Origin of the sequence: Halomonas sp. MCCC 1A11062 (assembly GCF_021404355.1) — a bacterium.
GTDB classification, from domain to species: Bacteria; Pseudomonadota; Gammaproteobacteria; order Pseudomonadales; family Halomonadaceae; genus Halomonas; species Halomonas aerodenitrificans.
This window is the reverse complement of the sequence record NZ_JABFTW010000001.1, coordinates 290,509-312,102: the sequence shown is the minus strand read 5'-3', so window position 1 is coordinate 312,102 and position 21,594 is coordinate 290,509. Positions and strand designations below refer to the sequence as shown.

Annotated in this window: 19 protein-coding genes; 13 read left to right on the top strand and 6 right to left on the bottom strand. The window is 66.1% G+C overall.

Features of this window, described 5'->3' with window-relative positions:
* A complete protein-coding gene (gene glsB / locus HOP58_RS01460; protein ID WP_234259319.1) occupies window positions 1-924 on the top strand; it encodes a glutaminase B in 924 nt (307 codons plus the stop codon).
* Here glsB and HOP58_RS01455 read toward each other — a convergent pair.
* Both HOP58_RS01455 and ppk1 read right to left on the bottom strand, forming a co-directional pair.
* The gene (locus HOP58_RS01455; RefSeq protein WP_234259318.1) at window positions 905-2,419 is read right to left on the bottom strand and encodes a Ppx/GppA phosphatase family protein; all 1,515 of its coding nucleotides are present in this window, start codon (window positions 2,417-2,419) and stop codon (window positions 905-907) included. The two genes, glsB and HOP58_RS01455, sit on opposite strands and share 20 nt — an antisense overlap.
* An 88-nt stretch (window positions 2,420-2,507) precedes the next feature.
* A complete protein-coding gene (gene ppk1 / locus HOP58_RS01450) occupies window positions 2,508-4,745 on the bottom strand; it encodes a polyphosphate kinase 1 (RefSeq protein WP_234259317.1) in 2,238 nt (745 codons plus the stop codon).
* Window positions 4,746-5,005: 260 nt separating this feature from the next.
* Between ppk1 and gmk the strand changes: the two genes are divergently transcribed.
* The 6 genes from gmk (at window position 5,006) to HOP58_RS01420 (ending at window position 9,745) form a co-directional block, all read left to right on the top strand.
* Window positions 5,006-5,620, top strand: coding sequence for a guanylate kinase (gene gmk / locus HOP58_RS01445; protein ID WP_010625899.1), 615 nt, complete (start codon window positions 5,006-5,008; stop codon window positions 5,618-5,620).
* 132 nt (window positions 5,621-5,752) lie between these two features.
* Window positions 5,753-6,013 (top strand): DNA-directed RNA polymerase subunit omega, encoded by a 261-nt coding sequence (rpoZ, locus tag HOP58_RS01440; RefSeq protein WP_010625900.1) that lies wholly within the window; start codon window positions 5,753-5,755, stop codon window positions 6,011-6,013.
* A gap of 22 nt (window positions 6,014-6,035) precedes the next feature.
* Window positions 6,036-8,171: a RelA/SpoT family protein gene (locus tag HOP58_RS01435; protein WP_234259316.1), complete on the top strand. Its 2,136-nt coding sequence runs from the start codon at window positions 6,036-6,038 to the stop codon at window positions 8,169-8,171.
* A 91-nt stretch (window positions 8,172-8,262) separates the two neighbouring features.
* Window positions 8,263-8,652 carry a RidA family protein gene (locus HOP58_RS01430; RefSeq protein WP_010625902.1) on the top strand — a complete coding sequence of 130 codons (390 nt, stop codon included), beginning with the start codon at window positions 8,263-8,265 and terminating at the stop codon, window positions 8,650-8,652.
* A gap of 6 nt (window positions 8,653-8,658) precedes the next feature.
* Window positions 8,659-9,171: an RNA 2',3'-cyclic phosphodiesterase gene (thpR, locus tag HOP58_RS01425; RefSeq protein WP_234259315.1), complete on the top strand. Its 513-nt coding sequence runs from the start codon at window positions 8,659-8,661 to the stop codon at window positions 9,169-9,171.
* Window positions 9,172-9,238: 67 nt separating this feature from the next.
* Window positions 9,239-9,745 carry an acyloxyacyl hydrolase gene (locus HOP58_RS01420; protein WP_234259314.1) on the top strand — a complete coding sequence of 169 codons (507 nt, stop codon included), beginning with the start codon at window positions 9,239-9,241 and terminating at the stop codon, window positions 9,743-9,745.
* Between the two features lies 1 nt (window position 9,746).
* On the opposite strand, the gene HOP58_RS01415 is transcribed toward HOP58_RS01420, so the two are convergent.
* Together HOP58_RS01415 and HOP58_RS01410 are read right to left on the bottom strand one after the other, a co-directional pair.
* Window positions 9,747-10,388: a response regulator transcription factor gene (locus tag HOP58_RS01415; RefSeq protein ID WP_010625905.1), complete on the bottom strand. Its 642-nt coding sequence runs from the start codon at window positions 10,386-10,388 to the stop codon at window positions 9,747-9,749.
* The gene (locus HOP58_RS01410) at window positions 10,385-11,671 is read right to left on the bottom strand and encodes a histidine kinase (RefSeq protein ID WP_234259313.1); all 1,287 of its coding nucleotides are present in this window, start codon (window positions 11,669-11,671) and stop codon (window positions 10,385-10,387) included. Before HOP58_RS01410 ends, HOP58_RS01415 begins: the two co-directional genes overlap by 4 nt.
* A 240-nt stretch (window positions 11,672-11,911) precedes the next feature.
* Here HOP58_RS01410 and HOP58_RS01405 point away from each other — a divergent pair, with 240 nt between their 5' ends.
* On the top strand, window positions 11,912-12,595 hold the full coding sequence (locus tag HOP58_RS01405) for a hypothetical protein (RefSeq protein ID WP_010625907.1): 684 nt from the start codon (window positions 11,912-11,914) through the stop codon (window positions 12,593-12,595).
* A gap of 101 nt (window positions 12,596-12,696) precedes the next feature.
* On the opposite strand, the gene HOP58_RS01400 is transcribed toward HOP58_RS01405, so the two are convergent.
* Window positions 12,697-13,569 (bottom strand): NAD(P)H-binding protein, encoded by an 873-nt coding sequence (locus HOP58_RS01400; protein WP_234253445.1) that lies wholly within the window; start codon window positions 13,567-13,569, stop codon window positions 12,697-12,699.
* Window positions 13,570-13,646: 77 nt separating this feature from the next.
* Between HOP58_RS01400 and HOP58_RS01395 the strand changes: the two genes are divergently transcribed.
* Together HOP58_RS01395 and recG are read left to right on the top strand one after the other, a co-directional pair.
* Window positions 13,647-14,567 carry a hydrogen peroxide-inducible genes activator gene (locus HOP58_RS01395; protein ID WP_234259312.1) on the top strand — a complete coding sequence of 307 codons (921 nt, stop codon included), beginning with the start codon at window positions 13,647-13,649 and terminating at the stop codon, window positions 14,565-14,567.
* Complete coding sequence (gene recG, locus HOP58_RS01390; protein WP_346657448.1) at window positions 14,456-16,645, top strand: ATP-dependent DNA helicase RecG; 2,190 nt, start codon at window positions 14,456-14,458, stop codon at window positions 16,643-16,645. Before HOP58_RS01395 ends, recG begins: the two co-directional genes overlap by 112 nt.
* 4 nt (window positions 16,646-16,649) lie before the next feature.
* Here the strand turns inward: recG and yccS are convergent, their stop codons facing one another.
* Window positions 16,650-18,869, bottom strand: a complete 2,220-nt coding sequence (gene yccS, locus HOP58_RS01385) for a YccS family putative transporter (protein WP_234259311.1) — start codon at window positions 18,867-18,869, stop codon at window positions 16,650-16,652.
* Between the two features lie 204 nt (window positions 18,870-19,073).
* Here yccS and HOP58_RS01380 point away from each other — a divergent pair, with 204 nt between their 5' ends.
* The 3 genes from HOP58_RS01380 to HOP58_RS01370 are packed head-to-tail and all read left to right on the top strand — an operon-like array spanning window position 19,074 to window position 21,553.
* The gene (locus tag HOP58_RS01380; RefSeq protein WP_010625912.1) at window positions 19,074-19,895 is read left to right on the top strand and encodes a DUF3100 domain-containing protein; all 822 of its coding nucleotides are present in this window, start codon (window positions 19,074-19,076) and stop codon (window positions 19,893-19,895) included.
* Window positions 19,882-20,382 (top strand): hypothetical protein, encoded by a 501-nt coding sequence (locus tag HOP58_RS01375; protein ID WP_234259310.1) that lies wholly within the window; start codon window positions 19,882-19,884, stop codon window positions 20,380-20,382. The genes HOP58_RS01380 and HOP58_RS01375 overlap by 14 nt, the downstream gene beginning before the upstream one ends.
* A gap of 10 nt (window positions 20,383-20,392) precedes the next feature.
* Window positions 20,393-21,553 carry an amidohydrolase gene (locus tag HOP58_RS01370; protein WP_234259309.1) on the top strand — a complete coding sequence of 387 codons (1,161 nt, stop codon included), beginning with the start codon at window positions 20,393-20,395 and terminating at the stop codon, window positions 21,551-21,553.
* The last annotated feature ends 41 nt before the right edge of the window (window positions 21,554-21,594 follow it).

Here is a 21,594-nt window from a genome sequence, read left to right as displayed (position 1 = left end):
ATGCAGGCCTGGCTGGAGAGCGTCCACGCCCGAGCCCGTTCCCGGCTCGGCAGCGGCCGGGTCGCCAGCTATATCCCGGCGCTGGCCGAGCAGGACCCCGCGCGGCTCGGTATCGCCGCGTGCACCAACGACGGCACGCTGTATGCCGTTGGGGACGCCGAGACGCCCTTCTCGATCCAGAGCATCGCCAAGGTGCTGCTGCTCACCCTCGCCCTACGCGTGCACGGCGAAGCGCTGTGGCAGCGGGTCGGGCTCAATCCGTCGGGGATGCCCTTCAATTCGCTGGCCCAGCTCGAGGCCGAGCGGGGCAAGCCGCGCAACCCCTTCATCAATGCCGGCGCCATCGCGGTCACGGATCGCCTGGTCAGCGCCTTCGCCACCCCGGACAAGCACCTGCAGGACGTGGCCCGGCGGCTGGCGGGCAACGCCAGGATCCTGATCGACGACGAGGTGCTGGACTCCGAGTGGCAGCACCGCTCGCGCAATGCCGCCATGGCCTACCTGATGAAGGCCTTCGGCAACCTGGACAACGACGTCGACGAGGTGCTGCGCACCTACTTCTCCTGCTGTGCGCTGGCCATGAGCTGCACCGACCTGGCCGTGGCCATGAACTTCCTGGCGGCCGACGGCGAGGCCCGCGCCATGGGCGAACGCTTCGTCTCGCCGGGGCTGACGCGCCGCATCAATGCGATCATGGCGACCTGCGGCATGTACGACGCGGCGGGAGATTTCGCCTATCGCGTCGGGCTACCGGCGAAGAGCGGCGTGGGCGGCGGCATCGTTGCCGTGGTGCCGGGCCGGATGACGGTCTGCGCCTGGTCGCCGGCCCTCGACGACAACGGCAATTCCGTGGCCGCCCAGTACGCCCTGGAACTGTTCGCCGAGGAGCTCGATCCGGCTGGGATCAGCGTGCCCCGGGGATGATTTCGAGCTGATAGCCGGCAGCGAGCTGATAGTTTTTCTCCTGCTCGAGGGCACCGAACAGCAGGGCGCTACCGGTCAAGTCGTCGGGCAAGGTGACGAGAAGCACTTCGCCCTCGACGCCCAGGGTAACGCCATCGGGCGGCGCTTCAGGTCGGGAGTGGTTGAGTATCGCCGCCAGACGCAGCAGTCGCGCCAGACGCGCATAGCGCTGGCGTACCGTTGTCGGAAACTCCTTGAGCTCCTTGATGGGGAACTTGCGCCGGTGCGCCCGTACCAGAAAGGCAAGGCCGCGCTGATCCGTGCGCGAGAAGCCCGGCAGGTCGGAATGCTCGAGCAGGTAGGCGCCATGCCGATGGAACTGGCTATGCGAAACGGCCAAGCCTATCTCGTGTAACCTGGCTGCCCAAGCCAGCAACTGGCGCTGCTCGTCGCCGAGCTGCCAGGCCCCGGCCACCTGGTCGAAGGCCGCCATGGCACTTGCAGCCACGTTGCCAGCCTGGCGCCTGTCGGTGGCATAGCGCAGATCGAGACCATCGAGCGTCTTCAGCCGCGAATCCTCCGGGGTGTTACGGCCGATCAGATCGTAGAGGATGCCCTCGCGCAGCGCGCCGTCCGAATAGCGCAGAAACGGCAGGTCGAAGGCCTCGAAAACCGCGCACAGCACCGCCACGCCCGCCGGAAACACTCTGGCGCGATCGGGCTTGAGCCCAACCAGGGCGAGCTGGTCGATATGGCCGTAATCGATCAACTGCTGGCGCAACCGAAGCAGCGCATCACGACGAATGATGCCCTCGACGCTCGCCCCCTCGGCGGAGACGATGGCCGCCACGTTGCGGATAGTGCCGCTGGTGCCCACCGGATCCGACCAGCCCAACTGCAGGAACGGCTGGCGGATACTCTCCACTTCGTACAGCGCTGCGGTTTCGGCCTGGCGGAAGCGACTCTCGTCGATTCTGCCCTCGGCAAAGAAACGTCGGGTGTAAGAGACGCAGCCCATCTCCAGGCTCTCCAGGGCCTGAGGTTCGAACCGCTCCCCGATGATGAACTCTGTCGAGCCGCCACCGATGTCGAGGATGAAGCGGCGGCCATGCACGTCGGCCAGCGAATGCGCCACACCCAGATAGATCAGGCGGGCCTCTTCGCGACCGGAAACGATCTCCACCTCATGGCCAAGCAGGGCTTCGGCATGGGCAATCAGCTCCTGGCCGTTGCTGGCCACGCGCAGCGTTTGGGTACCGACGATACGCAGGTGCCTGGGGTCGATGTCGGCGACGAACGGCGCGAACCGGGTCAGGCAATCCATGGCGCGCTGCATGGCCTCGTCGCTCAGCCTGAGGTCGTCGTCGAGCCCGGCGGCCAGTTGCACCTTCTCACCGTACTTGGCGGTCACCTGGAAACGTTCGTGCTGATAGTTGGCGACCAGCAAGTGGAAGCTGTTGGAGCCCAGATCGATCGCCGCCAGGCGGCGCGGCTCGTCATGAGTCGATGGGGTCATCGGTGGCGAGTTCTTCCTTCAGAGGCCTGCCGAAGCAGACAAGAGCAAAGGGGGCGGCTACAGCTTCAGCCGGAACGGACAAAGCCACTCAGGCCTTCGCTGCATAAGCGTAGAGCAGCGTCTCCTGGGCGCTGATGGCCGGGACGCCCTCTTCGGGCACCTGTTTCACGTAGCGACCGTCAGCGGTCAGTACCCAGGCCTGGCAGTTGTCCACCAGGTAGGTCTCCAGGTCCTTGCGTACCTGCTGTGCCAGCTTCTTGTCGAGGATGGGGAAGCAGGTTTCCACGCGCTGGAACATGTTGCGTTCCATGAAGTCGGCGCTCGAAGCCCACACCTCCGGCTTGCCATCGTTGTGGAAAGTGAAGACACGGGTATGCTCGAGGAAGCGCCCCACGATCGAGCGTACCTGGATATTCTCCGACACCCCCGCCACACCGGGGCGCAGGCAGCACATGCCGCGTACGATCAAGTCGCAGCGCACCCCGGCCTGCGAGGCGCGATAGAGCGCCCGGATGAGCTGGGGCTCGGTCAGCGAATTGCACTTGATGATCAGGTGCGCCTTCCTGCCCTTCTCGGCGTGTCTGGCCTCACGCTCGATCATCTTCACCAGCCGGTCATGGAGCACGAATGGCGCATGCAGCAGGGTTTCGATCACCCTGGGCTTGCCCATTCCCGACAGCTGCTGGAAGACCAGATGCACATCCTCGCACAGCCGCTCATTGGCGGTCAGCAGGCTGTAATCGGTGTAGAGCTTGGCCGTGCGCGAGTGATAGTTGCCGGTGCCCAAGTGGGCGTAGTATCGCAGGCCGCCTTTCTCGCGGCGCACGATATGCAGCATTTTGGCGTGGGTCTTGTAGGCCATCACGCCATAAATCACGATGGCACCCGCCTCCTGAAGGCGGGCCGCGAGCAGCAGATTGTCCGCCTCGTCGAAGCGCGCACGCAGCTCGATCACCACCGTGACCTCCTTGCCGTTGCGCGCGGCCTCGACCAGCGCACTGACGATGGCCGAATCGGCACCGGTGCGATACAGGGTCTGCTTGATGGCCAGCACGCCAGGATCGTTGGCCGCCTCGGCCAGCAGGCTCTCGATCGGCGTGAACGACTGAAAGGGGTGGTGAAGCAGAATGTCGCCCTGAGCGATCAGGCTGAACAGGCTCTCCTTGCGATTGTTGAGCACCTTGGGCAGCCCGGGAATGAAGGGCTTGTAGAGCAGATCGTGGCGCTCGAAATCGCCCAGCAGCGTCATCAATCGGCTCAAGTTGACCGGGCCATCCACCAGGTAGAGGTCGCGGGGCGCAAGGTTGAACTGGTTGAGCAGAAAGTCGGTGAGATGGGCCGGGCAGTCGTTGACCACCTCCAGTCGCACGCCGTCGCCGTAGCGTCGCGCCAGCAGCTCACCCTTGAGGGCCGAAGCGAGATCGGAGATCTCCTCGGTATCCACCGAGAAGTCGGCGTTGCGGGTCAGGCGGAACTGATAACAGCCGATGATCTTCATGCCGGGGAACAGCTCCTCGGCATGGGCATGAACCATGGAGGAAAGAAAGACGAACTCATCGCAGCCCGGACGGCTCAGGTGCGCAGGCAAGCGAATCAAGCGCGGCAGCGGTCGCGGTGCGGGTAGAATCGCCAGTCCGCCCTCGCGGCCGAATGCATCCTGTCCCTCCAGCTCGACGATGAAGTTCAGGCTCTTGTTGACCAGGCGCGGGAAAGGGTGGGAGGGGTCGAGCCCGATCGGGCTGATCACCGGCATGATCTCTTCGTCGAAATATTCCCTGACCCACTCCCGCTGGGATGCGGTCCAGCTCTCGCGGCGCAGGAAGAAGATGTTCTGCCGGGCGAGCTCGGGAATCAGCGTCTCGTTGAGAATACGGTACTGTCGCTCCACCTGCTCATGCACTATGCGAGAAATTTCGTCGAGCAGCTCCGTGGGTCGCATGCCATCGCTCCCCACCTCGTCGGGATGCAAGGCAATATGCCGCTTGATACCCGCCACGCGAATCTCGAAGAACTCATCCAGATTGGAAGAGAAGATGAGCAGGAACATCAACCGATTGACCAGCGGGTGAGACATGTCCAGCGCCTGCTCGAGCACGCGGATATGAAACTGCAGGGTCGACAGCTCGCGATTGAAGTAGAGGCTGGGAGACTTCAGGTCGAGCTCGGATGTGGCGGAGGTCGGCTTGGCACGGACCCCGGTACGGGTGTGATTGACCCGCAGCAGCGGTTCGTCATGCGTCTCGGCGGGCGTCAAAGGCTCGGGGAGCGCTGCCGGTATCGCCTCCTGGCTGCGTTTCTCCTCAATGGCGCTCTGTTCTTCCGGCATGGCCTCTACCCCGCTGCAGCATGACCCCACCTCTCGGCGACATGACGCGCCGTGAGCCTGAGTGACGTTGTCACATAGCATACGCAGCCTTTGTGACAAGCTGATGTCCACCGGGCCGGAAGAGCGCTGTCGAGAGGCATCTTGGCGTAGTCTCGCCAGTGAAGACGGTCTGCCCCTGCAGCGCACCTGGAATTCGTGAGATACTTCGCGTTTTCCTGCAGTCGCTCCATCACTCGTCGCCACATCAGGGACGCACGCTCATGTCTCAAGGTACGCTTTTCATCGTTTCCGCCCCCTCCGGGGCCGGCAAGACCACACTGGTACGCGAGCTGATCGAGAGCCTCGACGGCATCCAGGTCTCGGTGTCGCATACCACCCGGGGCCAGCGCCGTGGCGAGGTGGACGGCGTCAATTACCACTTCGTGACGGTGGGCGAGTTCGAGGCGATGATCGCGCGGGGCGAGTTCTTCGAGTACGCCCGGGTATTCGACAACTTCTACGGCACCTCGCGGCCCGCGGTGGAAGCCCTGCTCGAAGCCGGCCAGGACGTGATTCTCGAGATCGACTGGCAGGGCGCCCGCCAGGTCCGCGAGCAGATGGCCGATGCGGTGTCGATCTTCATCCTGCCGCCTTCCCGCGACGAGCTGGAGCGGCGCCTGGCCAACCGCGGCACCGACGAGCACGCCACCATCGCCCGGCGCATGCGCGATGCGGTCAGCGAGATGTCGCACTACGACGAATACGACTACCTGGTGATCAACGACGACTTCACCACCGCCCTGCGCGAACTGCAGTCACTGGTGATCAGCCGGCGGCTGAGCCTGGCGCGGGTGAAGGAGAGCCACGGCCCGCTGCTGGATGCGCTGTTGTCCTAGCCGCAGGCGCCTGTCCTGGCCCGCAGACGCTTGTCAGGGTAGCCGAACGTCGAGTAATCTAGTCTGTCCTGTTCCATTTCGGTCCTCAGGCCGCTGCCGTGGGCCCACTACAGTTTTCGGGAAGTACCCTATATGGCGCGTGTCACCGTCGAAGATTGTCTGGAAAACGTCGAAAACCGCTTCAAGCTGGTGATGATCTCCACCCAGCGCGCTCGCCAGCTGTCGCGCGGCTCGCGCGATGCCCAGCTGCCGTGGGAGAACGACAAGCCCACCGTGATGGCGCTGCGCGAGATCGCCGCCGGGCTCGTCGACCATACCGTGCTGGACGAGCCGATCGAGGCACCGGTGAGAATTCGCCGTGAAGGCGAGCCGGGTATCGCTCTCGAGGAGTAAGGCTGTCACTCAAGGCGCGCTAATGTTCACCATCGACGACCTGGCCGACAGACTCGGCGGCTATCTTCCTCCCGACGAGATCCAACAGGTCAAGCGCGCCTTCTACTATGCCGAGCAGGCCCACGACGGCCAGCGCCGGCGCTCCGGCGAACCTTACGTCACCCATCCGCTGGCGGTGGCCAACATCCTCGCCAACATGCACATGGACCATCAGAGCCTGATGTCGGCCATGCTGCACGACGTGATCGAGGACACCGGGGTTTCCAAGGAGGCTCTCGCCGAGCAGTTCGGCAAGCCGGTGGCGGAGCTGGTCGACGGCGTCTCGAAGCTGACCCAGATCACCTTCGAGGACAAGGCCGTCGCCCAGGCCGAGAACTTCCAGAAGATGGTGCTGGCGATGTCCCGAGACATCCGCGTCATCATCGTCAAGCTCGCCGACCGTCTGCACAACATGCGCACCCTGGGCGCGCTGCGCCCGGAGAAGAAGCGCCGCATCGCCCGCGAGACGCTGGAGATCTACGCCCGCATCGCCAGCCGTCTGGGCATCAATACCATCCGCGTGGAGCTCGAGGATCTCTCCTTCCAGGCGCTGCACCCGATGCGCGCCGAGCGCATCAAGCGCGCCGTCTCCAGCGCCCGCGGCCATCGCCGCTCGGCGATCCGCCAGATCCAGACCACGCTGCAGAAGAGCCTCGACGACGAAGGGCTGGCCGGCACCGTGGTGGGCCGCCAGAAGCACCTGCTGTCGATCTACAAGAAGATGCGCGACCAGCGCAAGCCGTTCGCCGAGATCATGGACGTGTTCGGGTTCCGCATCATCACCGAGGACGTCGACAGCTGCTATCGCATCCTCGGCGTGGTGCACAACCTCTACAAGCCGGTGCCGGGACGCTTCAAGGATTACATCGCCATCCCCAAGGCCAACGGCTACCAGAGCCTGCACACCACCCTGTTCGGTAGCGGCGGCATGCCCATCGAGGTGCAGATCCGCACCCGCGAGATGGAGGCCATGGCCAACAACGGCATCGCCGCCCACTGGCTCTACAAGGCGGGCCAGACCGATCACCCCATCGCCGAGGGCAGCCACGCCCGGGCCCGGGAGTGGGTCAAGGGGCTGCTCGAGATGCAGCGTCACGCCGGCGACTCGCTGGAGTTCATCGAGCACGTCAAGAACGACCTGTTCCCCGACGACATCTACGTGTTCACGCCCCGCGGCGACATCATGGAGCTGCCTCAGGGCGCCACGGTGATCGACTTCGCCTACGCCGTGCACACCGACATCGGCAACAGCTGCATCGCCTGTCGTATCGACCGTCACCTGGCGCCGCTCTCGACCCGCCTGGAGAGCGGTCAGACGCTGGAGATCATCACCGCCCCCGGGGCGCGTCCCAACCTGGCCTGGCTCAACTTCGTGGTCACCGCCAAGGCGCGCTCGGCAATCCGCCACGCCCTCAAGCATCAGCAGCAGACCGAGGCGGTTCAGCTCGGCCGGCGGCTGCTCAACAAGGCCCTGGCCGATTTCGAGACCAGCCTGGAGGAGCTGCCGGAAAGCGTGCTGCCGGAGCTGCTGGACGAGCTCACGCTCAAGGACGAAGAGAGCCTGCTGGAGTCGATCGGTCTCGGCACCCGAGTGGCCCTCGTGGTGGCCCGACGCCTGGTCGATCTGCTGCATGGCGACATGGCCGAGGCCGGCGAGCGCGGGCTGGCCGCCCAGGGCCCCATCGTCATCAGCGGCGGCGAGGGGATGGTGATCAAGTTCGCCCGCTGCTGCCACCCGCTGCCCGGCGATCCGGTGGTGGGCCATCTGTCGGTGGGCAAAGGCATCGTGGTGCACCGCACCGAATGCCGCAATCTCGACGAGTTGAAGAGCGACCCGGACAAGCTGTTCGCCCTGGAGTGGTCCGACGAGATCAGCGAGGACTTCCCGGTGGCCCTGCGCATCGAGATCGAGAGCCGCCGCGGGCTGGTGGCCGAGCTTGCCAGTCTGGTCACCGACGCCGATGCCAATATCGAGCGCATCGGCATCGAGGAGCGTGACGCCCGACTCTCCATCGTGCATCTGACCCTGGCGGTACGCGACCGCGTGCATCTGGCCCGCATCATCAAGCGCATTCGCAATCTGTCCCACGTCGGCAAGATCACTCGCGTCGGCAATTGAACCCGTTTCGGCCCGTTCGCCGCCCGGCGCGGCGAACGGGCTTTTCATTGACCCTTGCCATGCAGTACATGAACACCATGAGGAGAGCGTCATGAGCAACAAGGCCGTGATCAATACCGAAAAGGCCCCCGCCGCCATCGGTCCTTACTCCCAGGCCATCAAGGCCGGCAACACCGTTTATCTGTCCGGTCAGATTCCCCTCGACCCAGCCACCATGGAGCTCGTCTCCGACGACTTCGAGGCCCAGGCCCGCCAGGTCTTCATCAACCTCAAGGCCGTGTGCGAAGAGGCCGCCGGCTCGCTGGGCGAGATCGTCAAGCTCAACCTCTATCTGGTCGACCTGGACAACTTCGCGGTGGTCAACAAGGTGATGGAGGAGTTCTTCGACAAGCCCTACCCCGCCCGTGCCGCGGTGGGCGTCAAGGCGCTGCCAAAGGGGGCGCAGTTCGAAGCCGAAGCAGTTATGGTGATTGGTGATTAAAGAGCCATGAGGCTCTTCCTGGCACTGAATCCTCCGCCCGAGCTGCGTAAGCGGCTCGGTGCGCTGGCGGATATCGCCCACGCCCGCTGCGGTGGAAGGCGCATGCCCGACCCTAGCCTGCACCTGACGCTGGCCTTTCTCGGCGAGGTTGAGGAAGCCAAGGCCGCCGAACTCATCGAGTGGGTCCGGGGCCTGACCATCGAACCCGGCGAGTGGCGCCTCGACGGCTGGGGCTGCTTCAAGCGCCCCGGCATCGTCTGGGTAGGCGGCCGGCACACCGACCACGGCCTGGCACGGCTGCAGAGCCGGCTGTGGGACGCGCTCGAAGCACGCGGCTTCGGCATGCGTCCCGGCGGCTTCACGCCTCACGTCACCTTGCTGCGCCGCGCCGCCTCGCTCGAGGTGAACGGGCTTCCCGCCGTCGACCTGACATGGTCTTATGAGCGCATGGAGCTGCTTCACTCGGTGGTCGATCAGCGGGGCGCGCACTACCACTCTCTGGCCACATCTCAGCATTGATGCCTCAAGGACGAAGAGGCGCCAGATCAGCCAACACAGATTGGCACACAAGAAAAAGGGGAACACTGTGAAGCGCAGGAAGAACCTCGCCGCCGGGCTGCTGGCCTGCCTGGCACTGATCGGTAGTCCTGCCGGACTGGCCGACTTATACCTCGACGTCGGCATGACCAGCGAATCGGCCGCCGCCGCCCGTATCGAGCTCGATACACGTCCTGAACTCGACTTCCTGCCGGCAGCGCTTAGCCTGCGTCTGGCCACCGGCCTGCTGTTGCTGCAGGGCCGCGAGGGCAACCACAACGCGGCCTGGCTGGCCACCCCGGCGCTGCGCTGGACCTTCGGCGAACAGCGCGGCGTGTTCGTCGAAGGCGGCATCGGCGTGGCGCTGTTCCTCGAATCGCGCCACGAGTCGCGCGAGCTCGGCAGCGCCTTCCAGTTCCAGGATCGCCTGGCGCTGGGCGGGGCACTGGGGCCCGGCGAGGTCGCCCTGAGCCTGACCCATTACTCGAACGGCGGAATCCGCTCGCCCAACCAGGGCTTCGAGGTGCTGGCTCTGGGCTATCGCCTGCCGCTCTAGCTCAGATCCAGCCCAGCTCGATGCCGCGCAACACTGCGCGCACCCGGTCACGCACGCCCATCTTGGAGAGGATGCTGGAGACCTGATTCTTCACTGTGCCCTCAGCCGTGCCCAGCGCCAGCGCCACCTCGCGATTGTTGAGACCGCTGGCCAACAGCCGCAGGATCTCCGTTTCCCGCGAGGTCAGCCGACACGGTGGATCGAGGCATTCGAACTCGGGGCTCAGGCTGCGCAACCCGCGCAGGACGCGCTCGGTGATCGACGGCCGGATGGCCGAGCCACCCGCGGCGACATGGCGAATGTCCTCGGCCAGACGCTCCAGAGAAATGTCCTTGAGCAGAAAGCCGCGGGCACCGGCACGCATGCCGGCCAGCAGCGCCTCGTCGTCGTCGAAGGTGGTGAGCAGAATGGTTGGCGGGAAGTACTCCGCCTCGTTCAGACGAGCCAGCACCTCGATGCCGCTCATGCCGGGCATGCGCACGTCCAGCAGCATCACGTCGGGAGTTTTGGCGGCGACGAGCTCCAGTGCCTCTTCGCCACCCGCCGCCTCGCCGACCATTTCGATGTCGGGCGTTAGCCCCAGCAGCCCGGCGATGCCGCTGCGCACCAGATGCTGGTCGTCGACCAGCAGCACTCGAATCATGATCTCCCCCCTTCCATAGGCAGCCATAGCCCAACCTGACAGCCGGCGCCGGGTCGCGATTCCAGCGCCAGACTGCCACCCACCTCTGCGGCCCTTTCGCGCATTCCCGTCAGTCCGTTGCCCGGCACGATCCTGGCCGCACCGCGGCCGTCGTCGACGATGCCGACATGTATGCCGCCGGCCTTGCATGCCACACTGATCTCGACCCTACCCGCGTCGGCATGGCGCAGGGCGTTGGAGAGCGCCTCCTGCACCGTACGGAAAATCACATGGGCCAGGGCCGGGTCGCACACCCGGCAGCGCGGGTCGTAGCGCAGCTCGATGTGGGGCTGGGGTATGCCCGAGCAGAGCGTCTTCAGGCTGCCGAACAGATCGATCGGGACGACGAGGCGCTCGCGCTCGACCGTGCTCCTGACCTCCTGATAGAGCGCCTTGGCGATCTCACGCGCAGTATGCAGCGATACCGCCTTATCCTCCGGCTGCCGCGAAGCCAGGTCCAGATGCAGATTCAGCGCCGCCAGATGGTGGCCGAGGCCGTCGTGAAGGTCACGCGAAATACGCAGGCGCTCGCTGGCGCGTGCGCTGTCCGCCAGCAGCTGGCGCGTAGCCGTGAGTTCGGCATGGGCCTTGGCCAGCCGATAGCGCTGGCGCCGCTCGGTCATGGCGATACAGCCCAGACAGAAGGCGAACAGCTGCCATACGAAGAACATCAAGATGGCCAGCCCCAGCAGGCTCGCCAGGCTGATGGCCGGCAGCTCGATACCCGCTGCCTCAGCCGCCGCAAGGGTCGCCTCCATCGGATCCGCCGCCAGCAGAATCGCGCCCCACAACAGCGCCTTGAGCAGTGCCTGGGCCAGCAGCCAGGCGAACGCCAAGGGCAAGGGATAGAGAAAGGGAAGCTGGGCGGCCACGATCAGCAGCAGCTCTTCGTTGATCACCAGACCTATCGCTATCTGGATCACCAGCAGCCAGCGCGTGCGGGGCTGGCGATAGGCAGTCGGCGCCGTCGCCAGGCAGAACGCCACGGCGAAGACGACGAAGCCGATCATCACCAGCGTCTCGCTGAACAGCAGCCCCGCCACGGTATCGCCCAGCCACTGCCGCACCAGGGTCTCGCCGTTCAACACGAGGGTCAGCTCGTCTTCCGCAGCCAGCTCCTCGTGTACCCGGTGCATGGCATAGATCACCGCACAGGCGATCAGCCCGACGCCGCGAAACAGCAGAGTGGTGGGGCCGAACGATCCCGCCAGGGCATGCCAGCCGCCTCGCGCCCTGTCTCCCATATCCGATACCCATGATCCGGCCGCCATTTCCCCGCCCTCGAACCATGCCTGTGGAGAGGGTCACGCTCACCGGCGCGACCCGATATCGCGGCAGCATATCAGGCGTTTCGGTCGACGGCGTATGCACTTTGTCACATGGGGCGATAGCGACGGGCGGGACATGCCGGTGGGCCGGGCCAGGCGTAACGTGACGGCTCGTCGGGCCGGCCAGGTGGCCGGCCCACTACCGAGGAGACACCCATGAACAAACGCGTGATCGCCGCGACCTGCCTGGCCGCTCTCTGCTCCAGCGTGGCCTTCGCCGATGACAATGCCGCCGGGTCGGGCGCCTTCGTCTACAGCAAGCTCGGCACCTTCGGCCTGGGAGCCGGCGTCGGCTATGCCATCGACCGTCAGTTGGCAGTGCGTCTAGGCATCAATGGCGAATCGGAGTTCAAGGACGACCGCACCCTGGAGGGCGTCGAGTACGAGCTCAAGCGCAAGCAGCGCAACGCCGTCGAGGCGCTGGTCGACTGGTATCCGCTGGCGGGCAGCGGCTTTCGGGTGAGCGGTGGATTGCTGTTCGCCAACCCCGAGACCCGCCTGGAAGGCAAGCGCGACAACCGGGGCGGCTATACCATCAACGGCACGCGCTACAGCGCAGCGGAAGTCGGCGATCTGACGGGCAAGGTGGAACACAACCGCGTCGCGCCCTATCTCGGCCTGGGCTGGGAGTCGTCGCCGGCCTGGCAGCCTGGCTGGCGCTTCATCAGCGACCTGGGCGTCGCCTACTACGGCAGCCGCAGCCCTTCTCTGGAAGCATCGCGCGGCAGCGGTAACAGCGACCTACGAGCGGATCTACGCGCCGAACGTGAGCGCCTCTCGCTGAGAAGGCAGGACGAGTTCGGTCTTGGCATGTCGATCGGTGTCGCCTACACCTTTTGACGTCTCACCTTTTGAGGCCCCATCTTTTGAAATTCAGACGCTTCGTCTGACACCAACGCGGGCAGTGAGCCCGCGTTGGCGTATCGCGGTGGCGAGCGGACTCAGACCGGCTCGGGCAGAAAGCCGCCTTCCTTCATGACCTGAGCGTAACCTTCCCGATAGCTGGGATAGCGGAACACGTAGCCGGTCTCGCGCAGGCGGGTGTTGTCGCAGCGTTTGCTGGAGCGCTTGCGCAGCGGCGCCTGGATCACCTCGGTGGGCTCCACCTTGAGCTGACCGGCCAGCCACGCCATGACATCGTGCAGCGGCTCCGGCGCACAGTCGCTGGCCAGATAGAGTTCCTCCAGCGACTCGCCTTGCGCGTCCAGGCCGATCAGGTGGGCCAGTACGCCTGCGCAGTCGTCGCGATGGATGCGGTTGGAGTACATGGGCGGCGTTGCCGGCGCAATGCGGCCCTCCAGCACCTGCCGGATCAGGCGATCGCGGCCCGGCCCATAGATACCCGAGAAGCGCACCGTGGTACCCGCCAAGGGGCTCGCCCGCAGGGCCTGCTCGGCCTCGCGCATCAGCGCACCGGCAAAGCCCGCCGATTCGGCCTGGGTCTCCTCGTCGACCAGCTCACCCTCCTTCTGACCGTAGACGCTGGTGGACGAAACGAAGAGCAGGCGCTTGGGAGCCGTGTCACGCCCTTCATAGACCTGCAGCACGGCCTTGAGACCATCCAGATAGGCGGCCCGGTAGGCAGCCTCGTCGAAGCGATCGGCGCTGAGGATATAGACCACGTAGTCGGCGTCGGGCAGCGCGGCCAGAGCCTCTTCGTCGTTCAGGTCGAGCGGTAGCGGTTCGATACCGCTACCCTCCAGCGGTGCGACGCTGCGCCGGGCTCCGATCACGCGATGCCCTGCCGCCAGCAGTTCCCTGCCCAGCACCATTCCGATGTCGCCACAGCCTAGAATCAGTGTGGTTTTCTTCACCTTTCTCTCGCCCCCTGATAAAAAGTCCCTATTGAAAGTCGTCTATCGTCCGAGAGGATGCCCACAGGGCACCAGTCATGACTCTAACAGAACTTCGGTACATCGTAACCTTGGCGCAAGAGCGTCACTTCGGCAGAGCGGCCGAGCGCTGCTTCGTTTCCCAGCCCACGCTGTCGGTAGCGGTCAAGAAGCTCGAGGAGGAGCTCGGCGTGGCACTGTTCGAACGCTCCAAGTCCACCGTGCAGGTCACACCGCTGGGCGAGAAGATCGTCGAACAGGCCCAGCGCGTGCTGGAGCAGAGCAGCGTGATCAAGGAGCTGGCCAATGCCGGCAAGGATCAACTGGCGAGCCCGCTGCGCATCGGGGCCATCTACACCATCGGCCCCTACCTGTTCCCGCACCTGGTGCCGGCCCTTACCCGCAGCGCGCCGCAGATGCCGCTCTACATCGAGGAGGGCTTCACCGCCAGCCTGCGGCGCAAGCTGCGCAGCGGTGAGCTCGATGCGATCATCATCGCGCTGCCGTTCACCGAAACCGACGTGGTGACCAAGCCCCTCTACGAAGAGGAGTTCGAGGTACTGATCCCGGCCGATCACGCCTGGAGCCAGCGCGAGTTCATCGAGAAGGAGGACCTGCTCAAGGAGCGTCTGCTGCTGCTGGGCGAAGGCCACTGCTTCCGCGATCAGATTCTCGAGGCCTGCCCCGCCATCAGCCAGCAGCTCAACAGCCCCAGCAACACCCTGACCGCCGAAGGCGGCTCGCTGGAAACGATCCGTCACATGGTCGCCTCTAAGCTGGGTATCACCGTGCTACCGCGCTCGGCCATCGGCACCGGGCACTACGAAAGCGGGCTGCTCACCAGCCGGCCGTTCAAGTCGCCGGCGCCATCGCGCACCGTGGCGATCGCCTGGCGCGCCAGCTTTCCGCGTCCCAAGGCCATCGACGCGGTGACCGACGCCATCCAGCTGTGTCACGAGGCGCTCCCCGAGCTCGCATGAACGCCCTCGACGCGCCGGTCACCGCCCTGAAGGGCGTCGGGGAAGCAGTAGCGCTCAAGCTGGCTCGCCTGCGCATCGAGAGCGTGGCCGACCTGCTGTTTCACTTGCCGCTGCGCTATCAGGACCGCACCCGCATCACGCCGATCGGCACGCTGAGAGCCGGACACGAGGCGGTGGTGGAGGGCGACGTCTCGGCCAGCGACGTGGTGAAAGGGCGTCGTCGCAGCCTGCTGGTGCGGCTGCGCGACGGCTCCGGCATCATCAGCCTGCGCTTCTTCCACTTTTCCCCGGCGCAGCAGCAGCAGTTCCGCCCCGGCACCCGGGTGCGCTGCTTCGGCGAGGCGCGAGCCGGCGCCACCGGGCTCGAGATCTACCATCCCGAATACCGCCTGCTCAGCGCCGATGCCCCGCCGGTGGAAGATCATCTGACGCCGATCTACCCCACCACCGAAGGGCTCAATCAGGCGCGTCTGCGCGCACTGATCGAGCAGGCGCTGACCCGCCTGGACGAGGCCCCCGAGGCGCTGCCCGACTGGATCGGCGAAGAGCTGCGCACCCGCTTCGGTCTGCCCGAGCTGCGTCACTGCCTGCAGACGCTGCATCAGCCGCCCCCCGACGCCGACCCCGAACGCCTCTCCAGCGGCAAACACCCTGCCACGCGTCGCCTGGCCCTGGAGGAGCTGCTGGCCCATCGCCTGAGCCTGCAGCAGGTGCGCCTGAAGATTCAGGAGGATGGCGCCCCGGCGCTGCCCAGCGGGCGTAGCCTGCAGGCGCGCTTTCTGACCCATCTACCGTTCTCGCTGACCGGCGCCCAGCGTCGAGTGCTCGACGAGATCGGGGCGGATCTGGCCCGCGAGGTGCCCATGCTGCGGCTGGTGCAGGGCGATGTCGGCTCGGGCAAGACGGTGGTGGCCGCCATGGCAGCACTGGCGGCGATTGCCGGCGACTGCCAGGCGGCCATGATGGCGCCCACCGAGATCCTGGCCGAGCAGCACTACCGCACGCTCAAGGCGTGGTTCGCGCCGCTCGGCATCGAGGTGGCGTGGCTGGCCGGCAAGCTCAAGGGCAAGACGCGGCTCGACACCAAGGCCGCCATCCTCGACGGTCGCGCGCAGATGGTAGTGGGCACCCACGCGCTGTTTCAGGGCGACGTACACTTCAAGCGCCTGGGCCTGGCCATCGTCGACGAGCAGCATCGCTTCGGCGTGCACCAGCGCCTGGCGCTGCGCGAGAAGGGCGAGGCCGGCGGGCTGACGCCGCATCAGCTGGTGATGACCGCCACGCCGATTCCACGCACCTTGGCGATGAGCGCCTACGCCGATCTCGACGTCTCGATCATCGACGAACTGCCCCCCGGGCGCACCCCGGTGAAGACGGTGGTGGTGCCCGACGAACGGCGCCCCGAGGTGGTGGCGCGCATTCGCCACGCCTGCGCCGAGGGCCGCCAGGCCTACTGGGTCTGCACCTTGATCGAGGAGTCGGACGCGCTGCAGTGTCAGGCCGCCGAGGCGACCCGCGACGAGCTTACCGAGGCGCTGCCGGAGCTGGCCATCGGCCTGGTCCACGGACGCATGAAGCCAACCGAGAAGGCGGCGGTGATGGACGCCTTCAAGAGCGGTGAGCTAGACCTGCTGGTGGCCACCACGGTGATCGAGGTCGGCGTCGACGTGCCCAACGCCAGCCTGATGATCATCGAGAACCCGGAGCGCCTGGGCCTGTCGCAGCTGCACCAGCTGCGCGGCCGGGTCGGCCGCGGCTCCAGCGAGAGCTTCTGCGTGCTGCTCTATCACGGGCCGCTGTCGGCCCACTCGCGGGAGCGCCTGGCGGTGATGCGCGAGACCACCGACGGCTTCCGCATCGCCGAGAAGGATCTGGAACTGCGCGGTCCCGGCGAGGTGCTCGGTACCCGTCAGACGGGCCTGGCGCAGATGAAGATCGCCGACCTGGAGCGCGACGCCGACCTGCTCGAACGGGTCGCGCCACTGGCCGAGGCTCTGCTGGCCCGCCATCCCGAGGCGAGCCGGCCGCTGATTCGGCGCTGGCTGGGCGAGGAAGCTGGGCGGTACGGCCAGGTGTGAGTTCCTAGCCGGCGGCGCTCAGGGCCTCGCGCTCACGGCGGTCGCGCATCGCCACCAACCGCTCGGCGGCCTCGCTCAGGGGCGTCAGCTGGCGTGCGGCCAGCAGCAGCTGGCCATGCATGGGCCGGTACTCCTGCTCCTCCTCTTCCGATGACTGCAGCACCTCCTGCTCCAGGCTCGTCAGCAGGGCTTCGCGCTCCGCCGCCAACTCAGCCACCGGCTGGCGCCGCTCGAGCCGCTCGGCCAGCGCGGCGAGGTACTCGGCAATACGTTCGCCGTTCGGCAGCAGTCGGGCGTCGGCCTCTTCGGCATCGAGCCGGTGGCGATGGGCGCCCAGCGCCGAGAGATAGCCCAGCAGCGTATGCGAGTGCACCAGGAAGCGGAAGCCGTCGTCGGCGTCGCGCCGCCGGTAGTGCTCCGGCTCCTGCAGCATGTTGGCCAGCATCGTCGACAGCGCCGCATCGGCATTGTGGGCGTTGCGCCGCGCCAGGCGGTAGGCCAGGTCGTCCTGCTTGCCGCTGGCGTACTGATGCAGGATCTCCTCCAGGTAGCGCCGGCTCGCCTGCAGCGCCGCGGCAGCCTGGCGATGCAGCCGCCGGCCCTGCCAGTCGGGCAGGATCAGGAACACCGCGGCCCCGGCGATCGTGGCACCGATCAGCGTATCGAAGAGCCGCGGCCAGATCAGATCGAAGCCATCACCCACCTGATTGAAGCTGCACAGCACCAGCAGCGTGATCGCCGCGGTGGCGATCACATAGCGCCTCTCCCGCGTGGCGAAGAAGGTCACCCCCGCGGCTACCGCGATCAAGGTCTGCAACAGGGGGCTCGGGAACAGCGTGATCGAGACCCAGCCCGCCACCAGGCCCAGCACGGTGCCGACGATACGCTGGGACAGGAAACGCCGAGTGGCGGCGAAATTGGGACGGCATACGAACAGGGTGGTGAGCAGGATCCAGAAGCCCTGCGTTGGATGGATCAGGTGCAGTACCCCGTAGCCGGCCAGCAGCGCCACGGCCAACCGCAGCCCGTGGCGGAAGGTGGGTGAGGCCACCGTCAGATTGAGGCGAACACGCTCCCAGGCGTCCTTCACGCTGCCGGGCGAGCGGTCGAAGAGGCTGGTGTCGCCGGGGCTCGAGTCGCTGTCGGGATTGTGCGCCAGGACCAACTGACTCTCGAGACTGGCCAGGTTGTCGGCCAGGGCGTTGAGCGGCGGCATCAGCTCGCGCCACGCGGGGTTGCGCATGCCTTTGAGATGATCGATGGAGGCGCGCAGATCGGCCAGCGCCTGCTCGCTCTGATCGTGTTCGAAAGGCTGATTGAGCAGCAGCGCCTTGGCCAGCCGCCGGCACGCCTGGCCCTGCTGATCGAGCAGGCGCTGGCAGCGAAAGAGCACGTCGTAGTGGAAGAAGGCCTCGGTCAGCCGCGCGTAGGGATAGTGCGATGAGCTGGCCCGTTCGTGGATGTCCTGGGCAACGAAATAGATGCGCAGGTAGCGGTTGAGCTTGCTCTCTCCGCGCTGCCCTTCGAGACGACGGAAGATCGTCTCCTTGGCCAGATTCAACGCCTCCACCACCCGGCCGTTCTGCCGCGCCAGAGCCAGACGCCGTGCCTCGACGTCGACACCGCGCAGCGGTTCGAACAGGGTAGCCTTGAGTATCAGGTAGCGGGCCAGCTCGCGATAGAGCCGGGCCATGCTCTGCTTGACCGGCTGACGCGAGAACAGCGCGCACCATATCACCGAGATCGCCCCGTACCAGGCCGCTCCGGAGAGGATCAGCAGCGTCTGGCCCCAATCGCCCGCCTGGGGTACGCCGCCATGATGCTCGATGTTGATCATGGTGTAGATAGACAGGATCAGCGTGCCGGAGGCGATGGTGGCGTAGCGCTGCCCCACGGCGCCCAGCATTACCAGCACGAAGGTGGCAAGCCCCAGCCCCAGCGCGAACAGCCACGGCCAGGGAAACAGCCAGCGCACGATGAGCGAGGCGGCGGCAAAGCAGAACAGTGTGACCACCAGCGCCTGCAGACGGCCCTGCCAGCTGTCATCGGTCTCGGAGAGGGCGCTGGCGATGATGCCGAGGAACAGCGGGATCACCAGCCCGATGTCGGCCAGCGTCCAGCTGAGTAGCAGCGCCCCGCTGAAAGCGAGAAATACCCGCAGGCTGTAGGCGAACTTGTCCAGCGTCCACAGACGCCGCAGCGACAGGGAGAGCGAGGTCGGCATGTTTTCGACTTATTTGGGAATGGCCATCGTCATGTTACTCGACACTAGACTTTCGTATAAAGCCCAACCTTCCTTCGGCACACAGCAGCCCGCCCCCAGCGGCACCGTTACGCGCGTAACAAAAAGCAGAACACCGGCCGCCTATCATTGGAACACCCACCTTTCGATACTCGAAGAGTCCCCTAACACGACAAGGACAACCCAATGGACATGAAGCTGTTGCTCAATTGGCGCCTGCACCTGACGGTGATACTGGCGTCTCTCCTAGCCGAGTGGATCGGCATACTGCGCATCCCCCTCGGCCCCGGCACGCTGCTGCTGCTGCCGCTGTTCTACGCCTTCATCATTGGCGTGCTGCTCAATCCGCACCTGTTCTCGGGCATGCAGCGGGTGATTCCCAAGCCGGTCAGCAATGCCGCCGGGCCGCTGATCATGATCTCGATCCTGCCCTTCATCGCCAAGTTCGGCTCCACCATCGGGCCGGCCATCGAACAGATCATCGCCGCCGGGCCGGCCCTGATCCTGCAGGAGCTGGGCAATCTCGGCACCATGCTGCTGGCGCTGCCCTTCGCCGTGCTGGTGCTGCGCATGGGACGCGAGGCCATCGGCGCCACCTACTCCATCGCCCGCGAGCCCAACATCGCCATCATCTCGGACAAGTACGGCCTGAGAAGCCCCGAGGGCATCGGCATCATGGGCGTCTACGTGGTGGGCACCATGTTCGGTACCCTCTACTTCGCGCTGATGGCCGGCTATCTCGCCTCGCTGGACATCCTCGACATCCGTGCCCTGGCCATGGCCTGTGGCGTAGGCAGCGGCAGCATGGTAGCGGCCTGCTCGGGTGCCCTGGCCGAAGCCGCTCCGCACCTGCGCGACGACCTGCTGGCCTTCTCCGGCGCCAGCAACCTGTTGACCTACGCCACCGGTCTCTACGTTTCCCTGTTCATCGCCCTGCCCACGGCCGAATGGCTCTACAAGCGCCTCGGCGGCGCCAAGCTCAAGGAGGCTCGCAATGAAACCCTCTGATACCACTGCACCCAGTACCGGTTTCGATGCTTCCGCCCTTCAGGAGCTGCGCCCCGAGCAGCAGCTCGGCAAGACCGCCCTGCTGCTGGCCGTGGTGTGCGTCGCCGCGTGGATCGCCAACATCGTGCATGGCGCCCCGCTGCACCAGGCGCTGCCCGGCATGCTGCTGCTCTACGTCATGGTCATGATCGGCCTGCTCATCGGCCGCTTCGCGCCGTTCTACCTGCCAAGCGTGGCCTGGGTCTCGCTGATCAGCATCGTCATGACGCTGCCCTTCTTCCCCGGCAATGGCTGGATCGTCGGTCAGCTCGCCCACGTGAACTTTCTCGCCGTGGTGACCCCGGTGCTGGCCTATGCCGGCCTGGCGCTGACCGGCCGCGAGTTCACCATGTTCCGCCAGACCGGCTGGAAACTGGTGATCGTCTCGCTGCTGGTCTTCACCGGGACCTTCGTTGCTTCGGCGTTCATTGCCCATTTGATTATCTGAGGAGCCGCTCATGGATGACAGCCTGCTGCCGACACCGGACCGCCTCGCAGCCTGGCGACACGACTTCCACCGCCACCCGGAGACCGCCTTCGAGGAGCATCGCACCGGGGCCCGCATTGCCGAGCTGCTGCGCCAGGCCGGGCTCGAGGTCGCCACCGGACTGGGCGGCGGCACCGGGGTGGTGGCGATTCTCGACGGCAGGCGCGGCCCTGGGCGCGCCATCGGGCTGCGGGCCGATATCGATGCACTCGACGTCGAGGAGGCCAACGACTTTTCCCACGCTTCCACCATACCGGGCAAGATGCACGCCTGCGGCCACGATGGACATACCACCATGCTGCTGGGGGCGGCCTATGCGCTGGCCGCCGACCCCGATTTCGCCGGGCGGGTGTACTTCATCTTCCAACCGGCGGAGGAGAGCGAGGGCGGCGGCCGGGTGATGGTCGAGGAGGGGCTCTTCGAGCGCTTTCCCATGGACGCCGTCTACGGCCTGCACAACTGGCCCGGGCTCGCCGTGGGCGAGGCGGCGGTGCACGACGGCGCGGTGATGGCGGCCTTCGACGTCTTCACCCTGAAGCTCAGCGGGCGCGGCTGCCATGCCGCCATGCCCCACCTGGGCAGCGACACCATCCTGGCTGCCTGTCAGCTAGCCAGCCAGTTACAGGGGTTGATCAGCCGCGAAACGCCGCCCCACCAGAGCGCGGTTCTCAGCATCACCCAGTTCCACGCCGGCGATGCCTTCAACGTGATTCCGGAGACGGTGGAGCTGCGCGGCACCCTGCGCTGCTTCGACGGCGAGCTGCGTGCCTATCTGGAGCGACGCTTTCGTCAAGCCGTCGAGGCGCTGGCCGGGTTCCACGACCTCAGAGTCGAACTCGACTATCAATCGCGCTACCCCGCCACGATCAACGCACCCGAGCATGCGGCACGCTGCGCCGGGGTGCTCGAAGCGCTGCCGGGCATCAGCCGCGTGCATCGCGACCTGCCGCCGAGCATGGCCTCTGAAGATTTCGCCTTCATGCTCGAGGCCTGCCCCGGCGCCTACATCTGGCTCGGCAACGGTGTCGAGAGCGCCGCCCTGCACAACCCGCACTACGACTTCAACGACGCCATCGCCCCGCTCGGCGTGGCGTACTGGCAGGCGCTGGTCACGACCCTGCTCGTCGACTGACGGCGCTTTTCGCCACTGCTTCCATGGCCGCAGCGTCGCTG